This is a genomic window from Sinomonas albida, from assembly GCF_004919045.1.
GTDB lineage: Bacteria > Actinomycetota > Actinomycetes > Actinomycetales > Micrococcaceae > Sinomonas > Sinomonas albida.
This window is the reverse complement of the sequence record NZ_SWDW01000001.1, coordinates 344006-360945: the sequence shown is the minus strand read 5'-3', so window position 1 is coordinate 360945 and position 16940 is coordinate 344006. Positions and strand designations below refer to the sequence as shown.

The following is a 16940-nucleotide window of genomic DNA, read 5'->3' as shown; positions in this document are numbered from 1 at the left end:
TCTACTGTAGCAACTTGTGAAAACTTTCACTATCTGTTTCGGAGCCCTTTTTCCTCACTCTCTGGACGTGCCAGATCCCACCGGCGAGGAGGGCCAGGATAAGTGCCCCGAAGCCGAGCACGACGACGGCGGGCCAGGGCGAGACATCCGCCGAGGCGACGGGCTTCGGCGCGCTCGCCTCGGGCAGAGCGGGTTCGCTCGCGGGAGCCCCCTGCACGGGAGGGGCCGCCGTGGCCGGCGCCGGAGCCGACTTGCGATGCACGCGGATCCAGTCCGCGATCGAGCCGAGCGGATTCGTGGTGGTCTCGGGAACGTCGGCCGTGAGCGCCGCCCCCGCGTTGAGAATTCCGTAGCCGTAGATGGGGTCGTGGCCCGGCGCCCCCGCGTCTTTGGCGGTGGAGATGATCCGGTTGATGACCTGCTTGGCACTCATCTGCGGCCACTTCGACCGGATGAGCGCGGCGACGCCGGCCACGATCGGCGTGGCGCCGGACGAGCCGGCCCACGAGGCATACGTGCCGTCCGGCATCCCGCCCACGAGCTGCTCGGCCGGCGCGGCGACGCCGATGCTCACGCCCTGCGAGGAGGCGTCGACGCTCGCGTGCTCCTGGCGGTCCAGGCCCGCGACCGTCAGGACGCCCGGAATTGTGGCCGGGGCGCCGACCTCGACGTTGCCTGCGGCGCGGTTGCCCGCCGCCGCCACAATGACGACGTCCTTCTGCTCGGCGTATAGGAACGCGTCGTCCCAGCTCGTGGGCCAGTCCGGAGACGAGCTGCCGAGCGACATGTTGATGACCTTGGCGCCATGGTCCACCGCCCACCGGACGGCGGCCGGGATCTGCTCCATGTCGGTGGGCCCTGCGGGGTTCGGCGAGCCCAGCCAGGTCGACACCGTGAGGAGCTGCGACTTCGGTGCGACGCCCACAACTCCGTCGGGGCCGGGCGAACCGTCCGGCGACGGTGTTGCCCCGTGCCCGCGGCCTGCAAGGAGCGTCGCGACGAGGGTGCCGTGCTCGGACTCGGCGCCGATCGGCTTCTGACCGTCCGGCTGCCCCGCGCCCGAGACGTCCGTTCCGCCCACCACGGAACCCTTGAGGTCGGGGATGCCGCCGCTCACCCCGCTGTCGATGACAGCGACCGTGGTCCCCGCCCCCTGCGACACGGACCACGCCTTGTCGATCCCGTACTCGGAGAGCCAGTATTCGGCGTCGCGCATGCCGTCGGCCCGCGCGGGCGCAAGCGGCGCGAGCAGGCCGAGCCCTACGAGTCCCAGCACCGTGAAGGCGGAGACGAGGGCGGCGAGGATCCGCGGCGCGCGGCGGGCGTGGCCGATAGGGAGCCCCATGCGTCAGCCTGCGGAGCGCCCGAGCGTGCTCAGCGCGATGCCGTCGAGGATGTCGTGCTCGCTCGTGATCGCCGTGGCGATCCGACCGTCCGTCAGCTGGGCCAGGCGCTCGAGCACCCCCCGCCAGACGAGTGCACCGGCGCCGATGACGTCGGCGCGCCCGGGGTGCATGTAGGGGAGCGCCACGCGCTCCTCGTGGCTCAGCCCGAGGAGCGAGCCGCACGCGGCCTCGATCTCGGCGAGCGAGAGCTCGGAGCCGTGGATGCGCTCGGGCTGGTAGGACGGAAGTGCGAGGGCGTGGGCCGTGATCGTCGTGATCGAGCCCGCAACGCCGATAACCGCCGTCGCCTGGGCGAGCGGCACCTCGGCGAGGGCCTCCTCGATCCCGCGGTCGACGTCGTCCTCCGCCTCCGCGACCTCCGCCGGCGTCGGCGGGTCGGAATGGAGGTGACGCTCGGTGAGGCGCACGCAGCCCATGTCGATCGACCGCGCAGCGATGACGCCGTCGGCATCTCCGAGCACGAACTCGGTAGAGCCGCCGCCGAGGTCCACGACCACCACCGGACGGCCCGACTCGAGCGGGAGCACGCTCGCCGCGCCGGAGAAGCTCAGCGACGCCTCCTCGAGGCCCGGGACGACCTCGGGCGCGACGCCGAGCCGCGCGCGGATGCCCTCGGTGAACTCGTCCCGGTTGCGCGCGTCCCGCGTGGCGCTCGTCGCGACGAAGCGCACGCGTTCGGCGCCGAGGCTCCGGATCGTCTCTGCGTAGTCGTCGACCGCGGCGAACGTCCGCTCGAGCGCCTCGGGCGCGAGCACGCCGGTCGCGTCGACGCCCTGCCCGAGGCGGACGATCCTCATCTCCCGGTGGACATCCGCGAGACGGGTCGCGCCGCCGTCGCCCGCCTCGTCCTGAGTGTCCGCGACGAGCAGGCGGATCGAGTTGGTTCCGCAGTCAATCCCGGCGACCCTCATGCGCCGTCCCCCTCCGATGTCGTGGTTGGTGCTTCGCCGGCCCGCCGGCGAACCGGCGCGGGCCGCCCCGTGAGCGACGGGAGGCCCTGCGGCCCGTGGCGGCTCAGCTCCCTGTTCGGCGTCGGGGCGTCGGTGTCCCAGGCGCCCGCGCAGTAGCAGCGATCGCGGGTCCACCACTCGGAGATGCGCTCGATCGCGTCGTCGCCAAGGGGGTTGATGCCCGGACCCATCGCGAGCGCCTGGCCCACCAGGACGTGGAGGCACTTGACCCGCTCGGGCATCCCGCCCGCTGAGACGCCGTCGATCTCCGGGACCGGGCCCACGCCCGAGAGCTCGCCGATGCGGCGCCGCGCCGCGAGGTATGCCTCGTGGGCGGCGCGGTAGGCGGAGGCCAGTTCGGGGTCGGCAGCGAGCTGCTCGTTCATCTCCGCCATGACCCCTGCCGCTTCGAGCCGCGAGACGGCCGAGGTCACGACGGGGTGGGTGAGGTAGAACGTCGTGGGGAACGGCGTGCCGTTCGAGAGGCGCGGCGCCGTGGCCGCTACGAGCGGGTTGCCGCACACGCACCGGGCGGGGATCTCGACGATGTCCCGCGCGGGGCGTCCCAGCTGACGGCTGATCACGTCGTAGTCGTGGGCCGTCGGTGCTACGTTCGATTCCGGGCTCGGGGAGGTCACAGTGTCCTTTCTCGGCGCGCCGAGGGCGCGGTCATTCCGTCGCAGCGCGGCGCACGGAATCCCACAGGGCCTGCGTCCAGGGGACGTCCTGAGGCGAGGATCCCGCCGTCGAGCTGCTCTGCGCGGAGGAGCTCCCGGCGTCACCGAAGACCCAGTAGGAGGTCTCCCCCGGCATGACCATGTTAATCCGATCGCGGGCCTGCTGCTGGACGTAGGACGGATCCTGCCAGCGGGAGATCTCCTGCTTGAGGTTCGTCTGGTCGCTCTGCTTGGCCGCGATGTCCGCCTGGATCGACTGGATCTCGGCGCGCTGGCTGAAGAACACCCGCACCGTGGGCGCGAGCATGATGGTGACGGCGATCAGGACGAGCGCGAGCGCGACAATCCGACCGGAGAACGCGCGGGCGGGGACTGGGGCACCCTCGCCGAGGCCACGGGACGCGTCGCGGACGGAGTCGCGCTCGGCCTTGCGCGCAGCGACTCCCCCGGACGACGGCGCGGGCTTGCGTGCCGTCTCCGCCGTCACGTGCTGAGAGCTCGACCCCGCACCCCGAGCCGGCGAGGACACCGTGGCGGAGGCGGCGGCCGCAGACCGCGTGGACGCGGCCGTGCCACGGCTCGTCCGGGGTACCTGCGGGCGTCGCGTCGCCATGGAATCCTCTCCTCCGGCGCAAAAGCAGCGGCGGCTATGGTCTCGTTCAACCATAGCCGCCGGGGCTGGGAATCTTTCAAAGGCTCACCCGCGGGGGTGGCCCCTCACGACGATGCGCCGCTCAGGCCTTGAAGCGCGGGAAGGCGCTGCGCCCGGCGTAGCGGGCGGCGTCGTCGAGCTCCTCCTCGATGCGCAGGAGCTGGTTGTACTTGGCCACGCGCTCGGAGCGCGCGGGGGCACCCGTCTTGATCTGGCCAGCGTTGGTCGCGACCGCGATGTCCGCGATCGTGGTGTCCTCGGTCTCTCCCGAGCGGTGCGACGTGATCGTCGTGTAGCCGGAGCGCTGGGCGAGGGACACGGCGTCGAGCGTCTCGGTGAGGGAGCCGATCTGGTTGACCTTCACGAGCAGCGAGTTCGCGGTCTTGGCGTCGATGCCCTGCTGGAGGCGCTTCGGGTTCGTGACGAACAGGTCGTCGCCCACGAGCTGGACCTTGTCGCCGATCTCGTCGGTGAGCGTCCGCCAGCCGTCCCAGTCGTTCTCGTCGAGCGGGTCCTCGATCGAGACGAGCGGGAAGTCGCGGACGAGCTCGGCGTAGTACGTGCTCATCTCGGCGGCCGTGTGCGGCTTGCCCTCGAACTGGTACGCGCCATCCGTGAAGAACTCCGACGACGCCACGTCGAGGGCCAGTGCGATGTCCCTGCCCGGCTCGTAGCCGGCCTTCTTGATCGCCTCGGTGATGAGCTCGAGCGCCGCGCGGTTCGACGGGAGGTTCGGCGCGAAGCCGCCCTCGTCGCCGAGCCCGGTCGCGAGGCCCTTGGCCTTGAGGACGCCCTTGAGTGCGTGGTAGACCTCGACGCCCCAGCGGAGGCCCTCCGAGAACGTCTCGGCACCGAGCGGGACGACCATGAACTCCTGGATGTCCACGTCGGAGTCGGCGTGCGAGCCGCCGTTGAGGATGTTCATGAGCGGCACCGGGAGCACGTGCGCGTTCGGACCGCCCAGGTACTTGTAGAGCGGGAGGTTCGAGGAATCCGCAGCGGCGTTCGCGACCGCGAGGGAGACGCCGAGGATGGCGTTGGCGCCGAGGTTCGACTTGTTCGGGGTGCCGTCGAGGTCGATCATCGCCTGGTCGATCGCGCGCTGATCGGTCGCGTCGAAGCCCTGGAGGGCCGGGGCGATCTGGTCCACCACGGCGTCAACGGCCTGCTGCACGCCCTTGCCGAGGTAACGGCCCTTGTCACCGTCGCGGCGCTCCACGGCCTCGAACTCGCCGGTCGACGCCCCGGACGGGACGGCCGCGCGGCCGAGCGAGCCATCGCTCAGGAGGACCTCGACCTCGACCGTGGGGTTGCCGCGGGAATCGAGGATCTCGCGGGCGTGAATGGCATCGATAAGGGCCATGAATGAACTCCTAGCAAAGGTGAGCACTGATCACGGTGGAGCGATCTGGGGACGTTACTCGGGGATGACCTCAATGTCACCCACAGCCTAGTAGCCACGGCGCACGGGCGCGACACTGTGACTCCTTGACGCGTTTCGGGGCCTGGACCTCACACCGCCAGGCGTCGCACCGCGGCGCGCAGCGCGCGTTCGGGGTCGAGGCCGCGATCCCGGGCGGCGCGGACGACGTCGAGGAGCAGCTCCCCGAGCTCGTCCTCGCTCGCGAACTCCCCCACCCCAGCGGGGATAGCTCCGGTTGTCCCGCCCGCCGCGGCCGGCTCGCCGGCGTCGAGCGCACGACGGCGCTCGGCCCGCCCGAGTGCCTTGTCGGCGAGCGCCAGCGCCGGAAGGTGCCGCGGGAGGCCCTCGAGGGCGCCCTCCGCCGCCGCCAGCGCCGGCAGCACGTCGTCGCGCTCGGCCGCGGCTGCCCGTTCGAGCCTCTCTTCGCGCTTCGCCGCGTCCCACGAGGCGATGATCTCCTCGACCGTCGCGGGGAAGCTCGGCTGCAGGCCGCCGTCGGCCGTGAAGACGTGGCGGTTGCGGCGGACCATCTTCGCGGTCAGCGCCTCGGCGACCGCGTCGAGATCGAACGCCCCGCGTTCGCGCGCGATCTCGGAATGCAGCACGACCTGAAGCAGCACGTCCGCGAGTTCACCCCGGAGCTCCTCGTCGGGCTGGCCGTCCTCGATGGCCTCGACGAGCTCGTAGGACTCCTCGACGAGGTACTCGACGAGGGAGGCGTGGGTGAGCGCCGCCGTCCACAGGCAGTGCTCCCGCAGGAGGCGCACCACCTCGACGAGGCGGTCGACGGCGACGCTCACGGTGTCCTTCCGAGGTGCCTAGGGCGTCACTCGCCGAGGCTCGCGTACGCCTCGTTGATGTACTCGACGAGGTCCTCGCGGTCTTCGAGGGGCAGGAATGCCGCCTCGGCCGCGTTGAGCGTCAGCTCCAGAAGGTCGTCGAGATCGTAGTCGAACGCCTCGACGAGCAGCTCGAACTCGTCCGTGAGCGTCACGCCGCTCATGAGCCGGTTGTCCGTGTTGACGGTCACCGCGAAGCCGAGCTCGTTGAGCATGTCGATCGGGTGGTCCAGGATGTCCTCGCCCCACTGCGAGATCGCGCCGGTCTGGAGGTTCGAGGACGGGCAGAGCTCGAGCGGAATCCCACGGTCGCGCACCCACGCGGCGAGCTCGCCGAGGGAGACATCGAGGATCGGCACGCCGTCCTCGTCGACCTCGCCGGAGTCCTCGACCGTGATGTCCTCGGCGATGCGGACGCCGTGGCCGAGGCGCAGCGCGCGGCCGTCGACGAGGGCGGACTGGATGCTCTCGAGCCCCGCGGCCTCCCCCGCGTGGACGGTCGCGGGGAAGTTGTTGCGGGCCAGGAACGTGAACGCGTCGGCGAAGCGCGAGGCGGGGAAGCCGTCCTCGGCGCCCGCGATGTCGAAGCCCACGGCGCCGCGGTCGCGATGCCGGACCGCGAGCTCTGCGATCTCCTGCGCGCGGTCCGCGTGCCGCATGGCCGTGATGAGCTGCCCGACCGCGATGACGCGGCCCGACTCCTCAACCTTCGCGATGCCCTCCTCGAGTCCCGCCTGGACGGCCTCGACGGCCTGGTCGAGGCTGAGCCCCCTGGTGAGGTGCTGCTCGGGTGCCCAGCGCACCTCGCCGTACACCACGCCGTCCTCCGCGAGGTCCTCGACGAACTCGCGGGCGACCCGCCGCAGCGCGGGCTCGGTCTGCATGACAGCGATCGTGTGGTCGAAAGTCTCGAGATAGCGCGGGAGCGAGCCCGAATCGGCCGACTCGCGGAACCACTCGCCGAGGGCCACCGGGTCGTTCGAGGGAAGCTCATGGCCCACCTCGGACGCGAGCTCGATGATCGTGGCGGGCCGGAGTCCGCCGTCGAGGTGGTCGTGCAGTGAGACCTTGGGCAGGGTCCGGAGATCGAAGGTGAGGTCGGGCGCGGCGTCGATGATCGGCTCAGTCACGGTCCAACTCTAGGGAAGGGCCGCGGCGCGCACCAGCCGACCCGTCCGAAGAGTGGGGGTGCGGCGCGTAGTCGTCCGGCTCCGCGTCCCTGGGGTGCTGGCTGCGATGCGTGCGATGGGCGACGGCGGCGCGCGTCGCGACCTGCTCCGCCTCCTTCGCGTCGCGCCAGCGATGGAGCACGGTGATCGCGTGGTCGAGGATCACGCCGAGCACGAGGGCGAAGGCGACCGCGACCACGACGCTCAGGAGCGGATTGTGGTGCAGCCACGGGAACGAGCTCGTCAGGAGGCCGACGCCGAGCGAATATCCCACCCATGTGAGGCATGCGAACGCGTCGAGCCAGAAGAACGTGCGGTGCCGGAAGCGCGTCGAACCTGCCACGTAGTTGACGGCGACGCGTCCCCAGGGGATGTAGCGCGCCGTGAAGATGAGCACGGCTCCGCGCTTGTCGAGCTCATGCCGGGCCCACGAGAAGACCTTCTGTACTCGGGGTCGTCGCATCCAGCGCCACCGGTCGGTGCCGATCTTCCGGCCGAATAGGTACGCCACGTTGTCCCCGGCCATCGCGCCGAGCAGGGCCGTGGCCCCGAGGATCCACAAGTTGGGCTCGCCCGTATGCCGCCAGTAGGCTGCGAGAGCCACGATCAGCGTCTCGCTCGGGGCGATCATCGCGAATCCGTCGACGAAGAAGAAGACGAAAAGGATCGGATAGATCCACCACTGCCCGGCAGCATGCAGAATCGCGTGGTCGATAACGTCCAGCATGCGGCGGTGCTCCTTGCGAATATAGGCCTTATTCAGTGTCGCACGCCCGGCTGGGTGCTGCCATCCGTCGCAAGACGCAAGGCCCAGAACTCGGTAGTCCGCCCCGAGGACTAAGTAGAAACCGAGTACTCGGGGCGGATTTCCTCAGGGGCGGGCGCGCGACGTGCCGGAACGGCTCAGTGGCACGGGGCGGCTCAGTTCTTGCCGGGACGGCTCAGTTCCCGGACTGCTAGTGCCGGGCTCAGGCGATGCGGTCGATCACGAGCTGCTGCGCGGGCCGCGAGCCGGCTGGCGCCACGACGACCGCTCCCTCGAGGGCCTCCTTGGCCCGGTCGAAGCGCTCAGGCGTGTCCGTCAGGAGCGTCATGATCGGCTCGCCCGCGCGGACGAGGGCGCCCGGCTTGGCATGCAGGCGCACCCCGGCGCCGGCCTGGACCGGGTCCTCCTTGCGGGCGCGGCCGGCACCGAGCCGCCACGCGGCGGTGCCCACCTTGAGCGCGTCGAGCTCGACGAGCACGCCGTCCGCAGGCGCGTACACCGTCTCCGACTCCTTCGCGACAGGCAGCGTGGCGTGCGGGTCCCCGCCTTGGGCCTCGATCATGCGCCTCCAGACGTCCATCGCGCGGCCGTCCCGGAGCGCCTGGGCGGGATCGGCGTCGTGCACCCCCGCGCACGCGAGCATCTCCTCGGCGAGCCGCACCGTGAGCTCCACGACGTCCTCGGGGCCCCCTCCGGCAAGCACCTCGACGGACTCCTCGACCTCGATGGCGTTCCCGGCGGTGAGGCCGAGCGGCGTCGCCATGTTCGTCAGGAGCGCAACCGTCGTGACACCCGCGTCAGTGCCGAGCGCCACCATCGTCTCGGCGAGCGTCCTCGCCGTCGCCTCGTCCTTCATGAACGCGCCCGAGCCGACCTTGACGTCGAGCACGAGGGAGCCAGTGCCCTCCGCGATCTTCTTGCTCATGATCGAGGACGCGATGAGCGGGATCGCCTCGACGGTTCCTGTCACGTCGCGCAGCGCATAGAGCTTCTTGTCCGCAGGCGCGAGCCCGCTGCCGGCCGCGCAGATGACGGCGCCGACGTCCCTGAGCTGGCCCATCATCTGCTCGTTCGTGAGCCCGGCGCGCCAGCCGGGGATGGACTCGAGCTTGTCGAGAGTCCCGCCCGTGTGGCCCAGGCCGCGCCCGGAGAGCTGCGGCACCGCGACCCCGAAGACGGCGACGAGCGGGGCGAGCGGAAGCGTGATCTTGTCCCCCACGCCGCCCGTCGAATGCTTGTCCGCGGTGGCGCGCGGGCGCCCGTCCGGGCCGCGGAGCCCCGAGAAGTCGAGCCGCTCGCCCGAGGCGATCATCGCCGCCGTCCAGCGCGCCGTCTCGCGGTGGGTCATGCCGTTGAGCAGGATCGCCATGGCCAGGGCGGACATCTGTTCGTCCGCGACGACGCCGCGCGTGTAGGCGTCCACCACCCAGTCGATCTGGGCGTCGCTCAGGTCTCGCCGGTCGCGCTTCGTCCGGATGACGTCGACGGCGTCGAGCGGCTCGGCCGCGGGGGCAGTCTGGCTCACGGTGCTTCCTCTCGCGGGGCCTTGGCCCCAGTATCCTCAAGCGTCTCGGGTCCGAAGGCGTCCGGCAGGACCTCGTCCATGCTCCGGACTCCGCGCGTCGTCATGAGCTCCATGCCCGGCGCGCGGAATTCGTACAGGAGCTGGCGGCAGCGGCCGCAGGGCATCAGGGCGTCGCCGTGCTGGTCGACGCACGCGAAGGCCCGGATCCGGCCGCCCCCGCCCAGCTGGATCTGGCCCACGAGCGTGCACTCGGCGCACAGCGTGAGGCCGTACGACGCGTTCTCAACGTTGCAGCCGACCACGGTGCGACCGTCCTCGAGGAGGGCGGCCGCGCCGACGGGAAACCTCGAATACGGTGCGTACGCGTGCCGCATCGCGCCACGGGCGAGGTCCGCGAGCGCGTCCCAGTCCACTGCGGCGGCCGCCGGGCGGACGGCGGTCCCCGAAGGCCCGTCAGCCCTTGACATACGGGATGCCCTCCATGGCAGGCGGGCGGGAGCGCCCCACGAGACCGGCCACGGCAAAGACCGTCACGACGTACGGGAGCATCGCCATGAACTGGCTCGGCACCGGGGAGCCGATGATCGTGATGACGCTCTGCAGGTTGTCGGCGAAGCCGAACAGGAGGGACGCGAGGAACGCGCCGATCGGGTTCCACCGGCCGAAGATGAGCGCCGCGAGCGCGATGTAGCCGCGGCCCGCGGACATCTCCTTGCTGAACGCGTCCACGGCGACCAGCGTGAAGAACGAACCGCCGATGCCGGCCACCGCCCCGCCGAGGATCGTGTTCCAGAAGCGCGTGCGGTTGACGTTGACGCCGAGCGTGTCCGCCGCCTGCGGGTGCTCGCCCACGGCCCGCACGCGAAGGCCCCAGCGCGTGTGGAACAGGCCCACGTACACGACGATCACCGCGACGTACATGAGATAGCCCACGAGCGACTGCCGGAACAGGATCGGTCCGATGAGCGGGACGTCGGCGAGCACCGGGATCTCGATGCTCCCGAGGTGCGGCGGCTTGTTGAGCCCGTCCGGGTTGGCCGTGAGGAGCGTCGAGAAGAGGAAGTTGGTCAGGCCCACGACGAGGACGTTGAGCACCACCCCGACGATGATCTGGTTCACGAGGTACTTGATGCTGACCACCGCGAGCACGAGCGAGACGAGCGCGCCCGCGACCGCGGCCGCGATGAGCCCCGCGTAGACGCTGCCGGTGACGGTGGCGCCCACGGCCGCGCTGAACGCGCCCATGAGGAGCTGGCCCTCGATCGCGATGTTGACGATGCCGGAGCGCTCGCACAGCACACCCGAGAGCGAGCCGAACACGAGCGGCACCGCGAGTGTCACGGCTCCGGCCAGGAGGCCCGCGAGCGAGATGTACGGCGTCGCGTCCCGGCCGCCGGCGACGATCCAGACAAGGAAGCCCACGAGGAAGGCGACGGCGAACACCGCGACCGCCCAGCGCGGGAGCTTGCGGCCGCGCGGCGCGAGCCACACGGACCATCCCGCGACCGCGAGCATCGCGATGCTCGCGAGCCAGCCGATGACGGGCGCGCTGAGGGTGATGACCGTGACCCCGGCGACGCCCAGGATCGCGAGCAGGAAGACGACGACGGCGGCCGCGAGGGCGGGAGGAACCCATCGGGCGGCGGATCCGCCGGCGCGGCTCTCGCGGTACCACGTGTAGCCGAGCCACGCCGCCGCCACGAGGGCCACCGCGAACGCGAGCCATGCCGCGAGCGCCGAGGCCTCGCGGCCGGTGTCGACGAGGCCGAACGCGGCGTTCTTCGTGCCAGAGAAGACCCCAAACGTGATGGTGCCGAGGACGGCGAGGATGCCGAGTCCGATCGGGGCCGTCCAGCTCACGATCGGCGCGACGGACTGGGCCTCCTCGGGCGCCACCGGCGCTGTGGTTGCCGTGCTCATAAGGACGCTCCGCTCGTGCTCATGCTGCTGCTCCGCTCTGGGCCGAACGCTTCGTGGCCTTGCTCTTGGGCTTGCGGGGATTGAGGCCGAACACTGCCCTGACGAGCGGCGGCGCCGCGATGAACAGGACGATGAGCGACTGGATGACGAGGACGATGTCGATCGGGGTCTGCGTCACGGCCTGCATCGCCACGCCGCCCGCGCGGAACGCGCCGAACAGGAGACCCGCGAAGAACGTGCCCCACGGCGTCGAGCGCCCGAGGAGGGCCACCGTGATCGCGTCGAAGCCGATCGAGGCCGCGACGCCCGCGGAGAGGTATTTCTCGGTGCCGGAGACCTGGGCGATGCCCGAGAGGCCCGCCAGGGCCCCCGCCAGCGCCATGACGAGCACCGTCGCGCGTCCCACGTTGACGCCCGCGGTCCGCGCCGCGTTCGGGTTCGCCCCGACGGCCCGGAACTCGAAGCCGACGGTCGAACGGTTGACGATCCACCAGACGCCCCACGTCACGAGGATGGCGAGGATGAAGCCCGCATGGAGGCGGAACTGCGGGCCGAGCAGCTCGGGGAACAGTGCGTTCTGGTCGAGGAACGGCGAGATCGGGTTCGTGGAACCCTTGCGCTGGAACGCCGGGGTCGTGAGCAGGAACAGGAGCAGGAAGCTCGCGACGTAGTTGAACATGATCGTCACGATGACCTCGTGCGCCCCGGTGCGGGCCTTGAGGAAGCCCACGATCCCGCCCCAGATCCCGCCGCCGACGATCCCCGCGAGGATCACGACTAGCAGGTGCAGCCCGATCGGCAGGTGCCATGTGAAGCCCACGTACGCGCCGAACAGCGCGCCGAAGATGAGCTGGCCCTGGGCACCGATGTTGAAGAGGCCTGCCCGGAACGCGAGGGCCACGCCGAGGCCCGCGAAGATGAGCGGCGTCGAGACCGTGAGCGTCTCTGCGAGGGGGTAGAGCTGGGCCGCGAGGTCCGCGCCCTGCCAGTTGTAGATCGAGCCCTGCACAAGCGCCGCGTACGGCCGGAAGATCTCGGTGATCGCGTCCGAGGGGCGCGCGAGGAAGTACCCCATGGCGGTCGCGACCTTGGGATTCGTGACCGCCATGAGGATCCCACCGATCACGATGGCGAGCACGACCGAGAGGAGCGAGACCATCGGCGTGCCCGTCGCGATCCGGCGGAGAAGCGTCTGTCCCCGACCCTCCGGCGTGGGCAAGGCCGGCCCCGTCGGGAGCGGTGCCTGGGCGGTCTCCGGGACCTGCTGGGCCTCAGTCATGGTTCTCTCCTGTGCTGCCGTCCTGGGGCTCCACGTCGGCGCCGAAGCTGCTCGCCACACGGCGAGTCCCGCCGTCGTCCGTGTTTTCTGCGACCGCACCGGGACCCGCGGCCGCGGCGTCCGCGGCACCTGGGGCAGCGCCCGCGTGGACCGCCGCCTCCTCCGCGGTCATGCCCGCCATCATGAGTCCGAGAGTGTCGCGGGGTGTACCGCCGGGCACGATCCCCATGAGCCGGCCCCGGTAGAGGACCGCAATGCGGTCCGCGAGCTCCATGATCTCGTCGAGCTCGGTCGAGACGATCATCACGGGCGTCCCGTGGTCGCGCTCGGCGATGATGCGCCGGTGCAGGAACTCGATGGACCCGACGTCCACGCCGCGCGTCGGCTGGGACGCGATGAAAAGACGCAGCGGTCGCGAAAGCTCGCGTGCCATGACGACCTTCTGCTGGTTTCCGCCCGACAGGGTCGACGCCGGGACGTCGGCGGAGGGCGTGCGGATGTCGAACTCCGCGATCTTCTCGGCGGCCTGCGCGGCGACGCGGGCGGGCCGCATGCCGAGGCCGCGCGCGAACGGCGCGCGGTCGTAGAGGTCGAGGACGAGGTTCTCGGCGACCGTGAACGCGCCGACGAGCCCGTCATGGGTGCGGTCCTCGGGCACGAACCCGACGCCCGCGCCCAGAACCTCCTTGACTGGGCGGCCGAGCAGCTCCTTGCCGTCGAGCGTCACGGAGCCGGTCGCGTGGCGGTGGAGGCCGAGGACAGCCTCGGTGAGCTCGGTCTGGCCGTTGCCCTGGACGCCCGCGACGGCCAGGATCTCGCCCTGCGCGATGTCGAACGTCACGCCGTCCACGAGCTTCTGGCCGCTGGGCGCCGCGACCGTGAGCTCGCGTACGGAGAACGTGGTCTCCCGGGGCTGCGCGGCCGCCTTGTCGAGGCTCAGGCTCACCGGGCGGCCCACCATCATCGAGGCGAGTTCGGCGGGGGCGGCCGACGGCGGCGCGTCGCCGACGACCTTGCCGCGGCGGATCACGGTGATGACGTCCGCGACGGCCTTGACCTCGCGCAGCTTGTGCGAGATGAAGATGATCGACGTCCCCGAGGCCTTGAGCTCGGCGATGATGTCGAGGAGCTCGTCCGTCTCCTGTGGCGTCAGGACGGCAGTGGGCTCGTCGAGGATGAGGACCTTCGCGTTGCGGACCAGCGCCTTGATGATCTCGACGCGCTGCTGCACGCCGACGGGGAGGTCTTCGACGAGGGCGTCCGGATCGACGTCGAAGCCGTAGCGCTTCGAGATCTCGCGGATTCTGGCGCGCGTGGTGTCGAGGTCGAGGAAGCCTGCGGCCTTGGTCGACTCGGCGCCGAGGGCCACGTTCTCGGCGACGGTGAACACCGGCACGAGCATGAAGTGCTGGTGCACCATGCCGATTCCGGCGGCCATCGCGTCGGAGGGCCCGCGGAAGACGACGGGTTTGTCGTCGACGAGGATCTCCCCCGCGCTCGGTTCGTAGAGGCCGTAGAGGACGTTCATGAGCGTCGACTTGCCGGCGCCGTTCTCCCCGAGGAGGCAGTGCACCTGGGAGTCTTCGACGACGAGGTCGATGTGGTCGTTGGCGACGAGCGATCCAAAACGCTTCGTGATGCCGCGCAGTTCGAGTTTCACGGTGAGGATCCGATCCCTGTAGCTGGGCTGGTCCGGGCTTGGCGCAAGGCCTGCGCCGTCCGCCCCTGCGGGCGGACGGCGCGTTGGCATTGCCCGAAGGCAGGCTAGCGAATGGGTGGGCTACTGCGACACAGGGCTCGACTTGGAGCTGACCTTGACCTTGCCCGAGACGATGTCGCTCTTGAGCTGGTCGACCTCGCTCTTGAGGTCCGCGGGGACCGCGGAATCAAGGTCGTGGTACGGGGCCAGCGCGACGCCGCCGTTCGCGAGCGTCCCGACGTACGGGGTCGCGTCGAACTTGCCGTTCGCGTCGTCCTTGAGGACGGTCTCGACCGCGGTCGCCATGGTCTTCTGGACCGAGGAGAGCAGCACCGACTTGTAGTCCGGGGCGGTGAGGTAGCCGTCGGAGTCGACCCAGAGGAGCTTCGCGTCCGTGCCCGACTTCTTCGCGTCGAGGATTGCGGAGCCCGCACCCGCGCCGACGGGACCGGCGACCGGGAGGACGATGTCCGCGCCCTGCTGCAGGAAGCCCTGCGTGAGGACCTTGCCCTTGTCGATCGACTTGAAGTCGCCGACGAACACGCCGTCCTGCTTGTCCTTGTCCCAGCCGAGGACCTGGACGTTCTTGCCCTTCTTCTGGTTGTAGTACTTCACGCCGTCCGCGAAACCGTCCATGAAGATGGTGACCGTGGGGATGTTGAGGCCGCCGAACGTCGCGACCTTGCCGGTCTTCGAGACGCCCGCGGCGAGGTAGCCTGCCAGGAACGCGGCCTGGGCCGTGTCATACACGATCGGCTTGACGTTCTTCGGGAACGTCGGGTCCGAGTAGTCGATGATCGCGAAGTGGCTGTTCGGGTTCGCGGTCGCGATGTTCTTCGTCGCGTCGCCGAGCAGGAACCCGACCGTGACGGTGAGCTTGCAGCCGGCCTGGACCATCGAACGGAGGTTCGGATCGTAGTCGGTGTCCGCCTTGGACTGGACGTGCTTCTCCTGGATGCCGAGATCCTTGACCGCCTGCTGGAGGCCCTGGAAGCCGGACTGGTTGAACGACTTGTCGTCGAAGCCGCCCGAGTCGGAGACCATGCAGCCCAGGTAGTTCGAATTGGTCGCCGACGCGCCGCCGGAAGCGCCGCTCGACGAAGGGGCGGCCCCGCAGCCGCTCAGAACGAGAACCGATGCACCGATCGCGGCAACACCTGCAAGGCTGCGCTGTGCCAGCCGATGACGAAGTGAGGTCACGTGTTCCTCCACAGAATGCGAATGACACCCGGGAATGATCTGGTCCGGGCGGTACCGCAGGCCGTACGGTACAGAAGAACGATAGTGGGAAAGATCACCTTCAGACAGTGAACAGCGCCCCCGACCGCCCATTGTTCGCTATTCGTTACCGGCGAGTACGTATCATTCGCCGCCGGCGCTTCAGAGGTCGCGGATGCTTCGGAGCGCGGCGGCCGCGAGAACGCGCACGCCGCAGCTGATCGCGCCCTCGTCGACCACGAGGTCGCCGCGGTGCAGATCGTATTCCTCTCCGCCGGGAACGTGGGTCCCGAGGCGGAACATCGAGCCGGGGACCTCGGCGAGGAACCAGGCGAAGTCCTCGCCGCCCATGGACTGCGGCGTGAGCACCACGGCGTCCTCGCCGAGCTCGGCCCGCGCGGCGGCCTCGATGAGCGCCGTCTCGTGCTCGGAGTTGACCACGGGCGGGACCCCCCGCGTGTGCTCGAGCCGGACGTCGACGCCGTAGGGGGCCGCGACCTGCTCGACGACCTCGTCGAGGAGCTCCCCCGCGCTGTGCCAGGCCTCGCGGTCGAGGCACCGCATGGTTCCGGAGAGCTGGCCGATCGCCGGGATCGCGTTGGGCGCCGAGCCCGCCGAGATGTGGCCCCACACCATCGAGACGCCGCTGCGCACGTCGACGCGGCGCGAGAGGACGGCGGGGACGTTGATGGCGATCTGGGACAGGGCGAACACGAGGTCCTCGGTCAGGTGGGGGCGCGACGTGTGGCCGCCCCGGCCTTGGAGCTCGATCCTGATCGTGTCGGACGCGGACGTGATCGAGCCGATGCGCGTGCCGATCCGGCCGACCTCGATCCGAGGGTCGCAGTGCAGCGCCATGATGCGGGGAACCCCGGACAGCACGCCCTGGTCGATGCACGCGAGCGCTCCGCCGGGCATGGTCTCCTCCGCAGGCTGGAACACGACGCGCACGGTCGCGCCGAGTGGCTCCTCGCGGTGCTGCTCGGCGAGCACGAGGGCGGCTCCGAGGGCGCAGGTCGTGTGGACGTCGTGGCCGCACGCGTGCGTGACGCCGTGGTTGAGGGACGCGAACGGGAGGCCCGACTCCTCGATGATGGGGAGCGCGTCGATGTCCCCGCGGAGGGCCGTGGCGATGGGCCCGTCGCCGATGTCGACGACGACGCCGGTCCCATCGAGCCGCTTCGGGGCGAGCCCAGCCGCCTCGAGCCGCTCGACGATCTTGTCGGTGGTGCGGAACTCCTGGAAGCTCAGCTCGGGGTGCGCGTGGAGGTCGCGACGGAAGGCGATGAGATCCGGCAGGAGCGTCTCGAGCCGGGGGCCGACGAGAGGCGTTGGATCCGCTTCCGTGGTGTAGTTGCGCACGCGTTCACTCTAACGCCACGGGTTTTACCGGACGTTTACCGGGTCGTCGCGTTAC

The 16940-nt window shown here is 70.4% G+C and carries 15 protein-coding genes; all 15 read right to left on the bottom strand.

Going from position 1 to position 16940, the window contains the following annotated elements; all coding sequences use genetic code 11:
• Position 1: 1 nt before the first annotated feature.
• Positions 2-1345 (bottom strand): S8 family serine peptidase, encoded by a 1344-nt coding sequence (locus E6A26_RS01595; RefSeq protein WP_136609419.1) that lies wholly within the window; start codon positions 1343-1345, stop codon positions 2-4.
• 3 nt (positions 1346-1348) lie between these two features.
• Positions 1349-2317 (bottom strand): Ppx/GppA phosphatase family protein, encoded by a 969-nt coding sequence (locus E6A26_RS01590; RefSeq protein ID WP_136609418.1) that lies wholly within the window; start codon positions 2315-2317, stop codon positions 1349-1351.
• The gene (locus tag E6A26_RS01585; RefSeq protein ID WP_211128875.1) at positions 2314-2994 is read right to left on the bottom strand and encodes a DUF501 domain-containing protein; all 681 of its coding nucleotides are present in this window, start codon (positions 2992-2994) and stop codon (positions 2314-2316) included. Before E6A26_RS01585 ends, E6A26_RS01590 begins: the two co-directional genes overlap by 4 nt.
• 31 nt (positions 2995-3025) lie before the next feature.
• Entirely contained in the window at positions 3026-3646 is a 621-nt protein-coding gene (locus tag E6A26_RS01580) for an FtsB family cell division protein (protein ID WP_136609417.1), read from the bottom strand.
• A gap of 121 nt (positions 3647-3767) precedes the next feature.
• On the bottom strand, positions 3768-5048 hold the full coding sequence (gene eno / locus E6A26_RS01575; RefSeq protein ID WP_136609416.1) for a phosphopyruvate hydratase: 1281 nt from the start codon (positions 5046-5048) through the stop codon (positions 3768-3770).
• A 149-nt stretch (positions 5049-5197) separates the two neighbouring features.
• Entirely contained in the window at positions 5198-5908 is a 711-nt protein-coding gene (locus E6A26_RS01570) for a MazG nucleotide pyrophosphohydrolase domain-containing protein (RefSeq protein WP_136609415.1), read from the bottom strand.
• Positions 5909-5934: 26 nt separating this feature from the next.
• On the bottom strand, positions 5935-7077 hold the full coding sequence (locus tag E6A26_RS01565) for an adenosine deaminase (RefSeq protein ID WP_136609414.1): 1143 nt from the start codon (positions 7075-7077) through the stop codon (positions 5935-5937).
• On the bottom strand, positions 7070-7843 hold the full coding sequence (locus tag E6A26_RS01560; protein ID WP_136609413.1) for a DedA family protein: 774 nt from the start codon (positions 7841-7843) through the stop codon (positions 7070-7072). The genes E6A26_RS01565 and E6A26_RS01560 overlap by 8 nt, the downstream gene beginning before the upstream one ends.
• Before the next feature lie 241 nt (positions 7844-8084).
• The gene (locus E6A26_RS01555; RefSeq protein WP_136609412.1) at positions 8085-9407 is read right to left on the bottom strand and encodes a thymidine phosphorylase; all 1323 of its coding nucleotides are present in this window, start codon (positions 9405-9407) and stop codon (positions 8085-8087) included.
• Entirely contained in the window at positions 9404-9874 is a 471-nt protein-coding gene (locus E6A26_RS01550; RefSeq protein WP_136609411.1) for a cytidine deaminase, read from the bottom strand. Before E6A26_RS01550 ends, E6A26_RS01555 begins: the two co-directional genes overlap by 4 nt.
• Positions 9861-11327: an ABC transporter permease gene (locus tag E6A26_RS01545; protein ID WP_136609410.1), complete on the bottom strand. Its 1467-nt coding sequence runs from the start codon at positions 11325-11327 to the stop codon at positions 9861-9863. Before E6A26_RS01545 ends, E6A26_RS01550 begins: the two co-directional genes overlap by 14 nt.
• A 19-nt stretch (positions 11328-11346) precedes the next feature.
• Entirely contained in the window at positions 11347-12606 is a 1260-nt protein-coding gene (locus E6A26_RS01540) for an ABC transporter permease (protein WP_136609409.1), read from the bottom strand.
• Positions 12599-14266, bottom strand: coding sequence for an ABC transporter ATP-binding protein (locus tag E6A26_RS01535; protein ID WP_136609408.1), 1668 nt, complete (start codon positions 14264-14266; stop codon positions 12599-12601). Before E6A26_RS01535 ends, E6A26_RS01540 begins: the two co-directional genes overlap by 8 nt.
• A 120-nt stretch (positions 14267-14386) precedes the next feature.
• Entirely contained in the window at positions 14387-15505 is a 1119-nt protein-coding gene (locus tag E6A26_RS01530; protein ID WP_234864864.1) for a BMP family lipoprotein, read from the bottom strand.
• 180 nt (positions 15506-15685) lie between these two features.
• On the bottom strand, positions 15686-16885 hold the full coding sequence (locus tag E6A26_RS01525) for an amidohydrolase (protein WP_136609406.1): 1200 nt from the start codon (positions 16883-16885) through the stop codon (positions 15686-15688).
• Between the last annotated feature and the right edge of the window lie 55 nt (positions 16886-16940).

Bases quoted from the DNA above. Each gene is read 5' to 3' on its own strand.
- E6A26_RS01595 (WP_136609419.1), bottom strand. From the start codon at position 1,345: ATGGGGCTCCCTATCGGCCACGCCCGCCGCGCGCCGCGGATCCTCGCC.
- E6A26_RS01590 (WP_136609418.1), bottom strand. From the start codon at position 2,317: ATGAGGGTCGCCGGGATTGACTGCGGAACCAACTCGATCCGCCTGCTC.
- E6A26_RS01580 (WP_136609417.1), bottom strand. From the start codon at position 3,646: ATGGCGACGCGACGCCCGCAGGTACCCCGGACGAGCCGTGGCACGGCC.
- eno (WP_136609416.1), bottom strand. From the start codon at position 5,048: ATGGCCCTTATCGATGCCATTCACGCCCGCGAGATCCTCGATTCCCGC.
- E6A26_RS01560 (WP_136609413.1), bottom strand. From the start codon at position 7,843: ATGCTGGACGTTATCGACCACGCGATTCTGCATGCTGCCGGGCAGTGG.
- E6A26_RS01550 (WP_136609411.1), bottom strand. From the start codon at position 9,874: ATGTCAAGGGCTGACGGGCCTTCGGGGACCGCCGTCCGCCCGGCGGCC.
- E6A26_RS01545 (WP_136609410.1), bottom strand. From the start codon at position 11,327: ATGAGCACGGCAACCACAGCGCCGGTGGCGCCCGAGGAGGCCCAGTCC.
- E6A26_RS01540 (WP_136609409.1), bottom strand. From the start codon at position 12,606: ATGACTGAGGCCCAGCAGGTCCCGGAGACCGCCCAGGCACCGCTCCCG.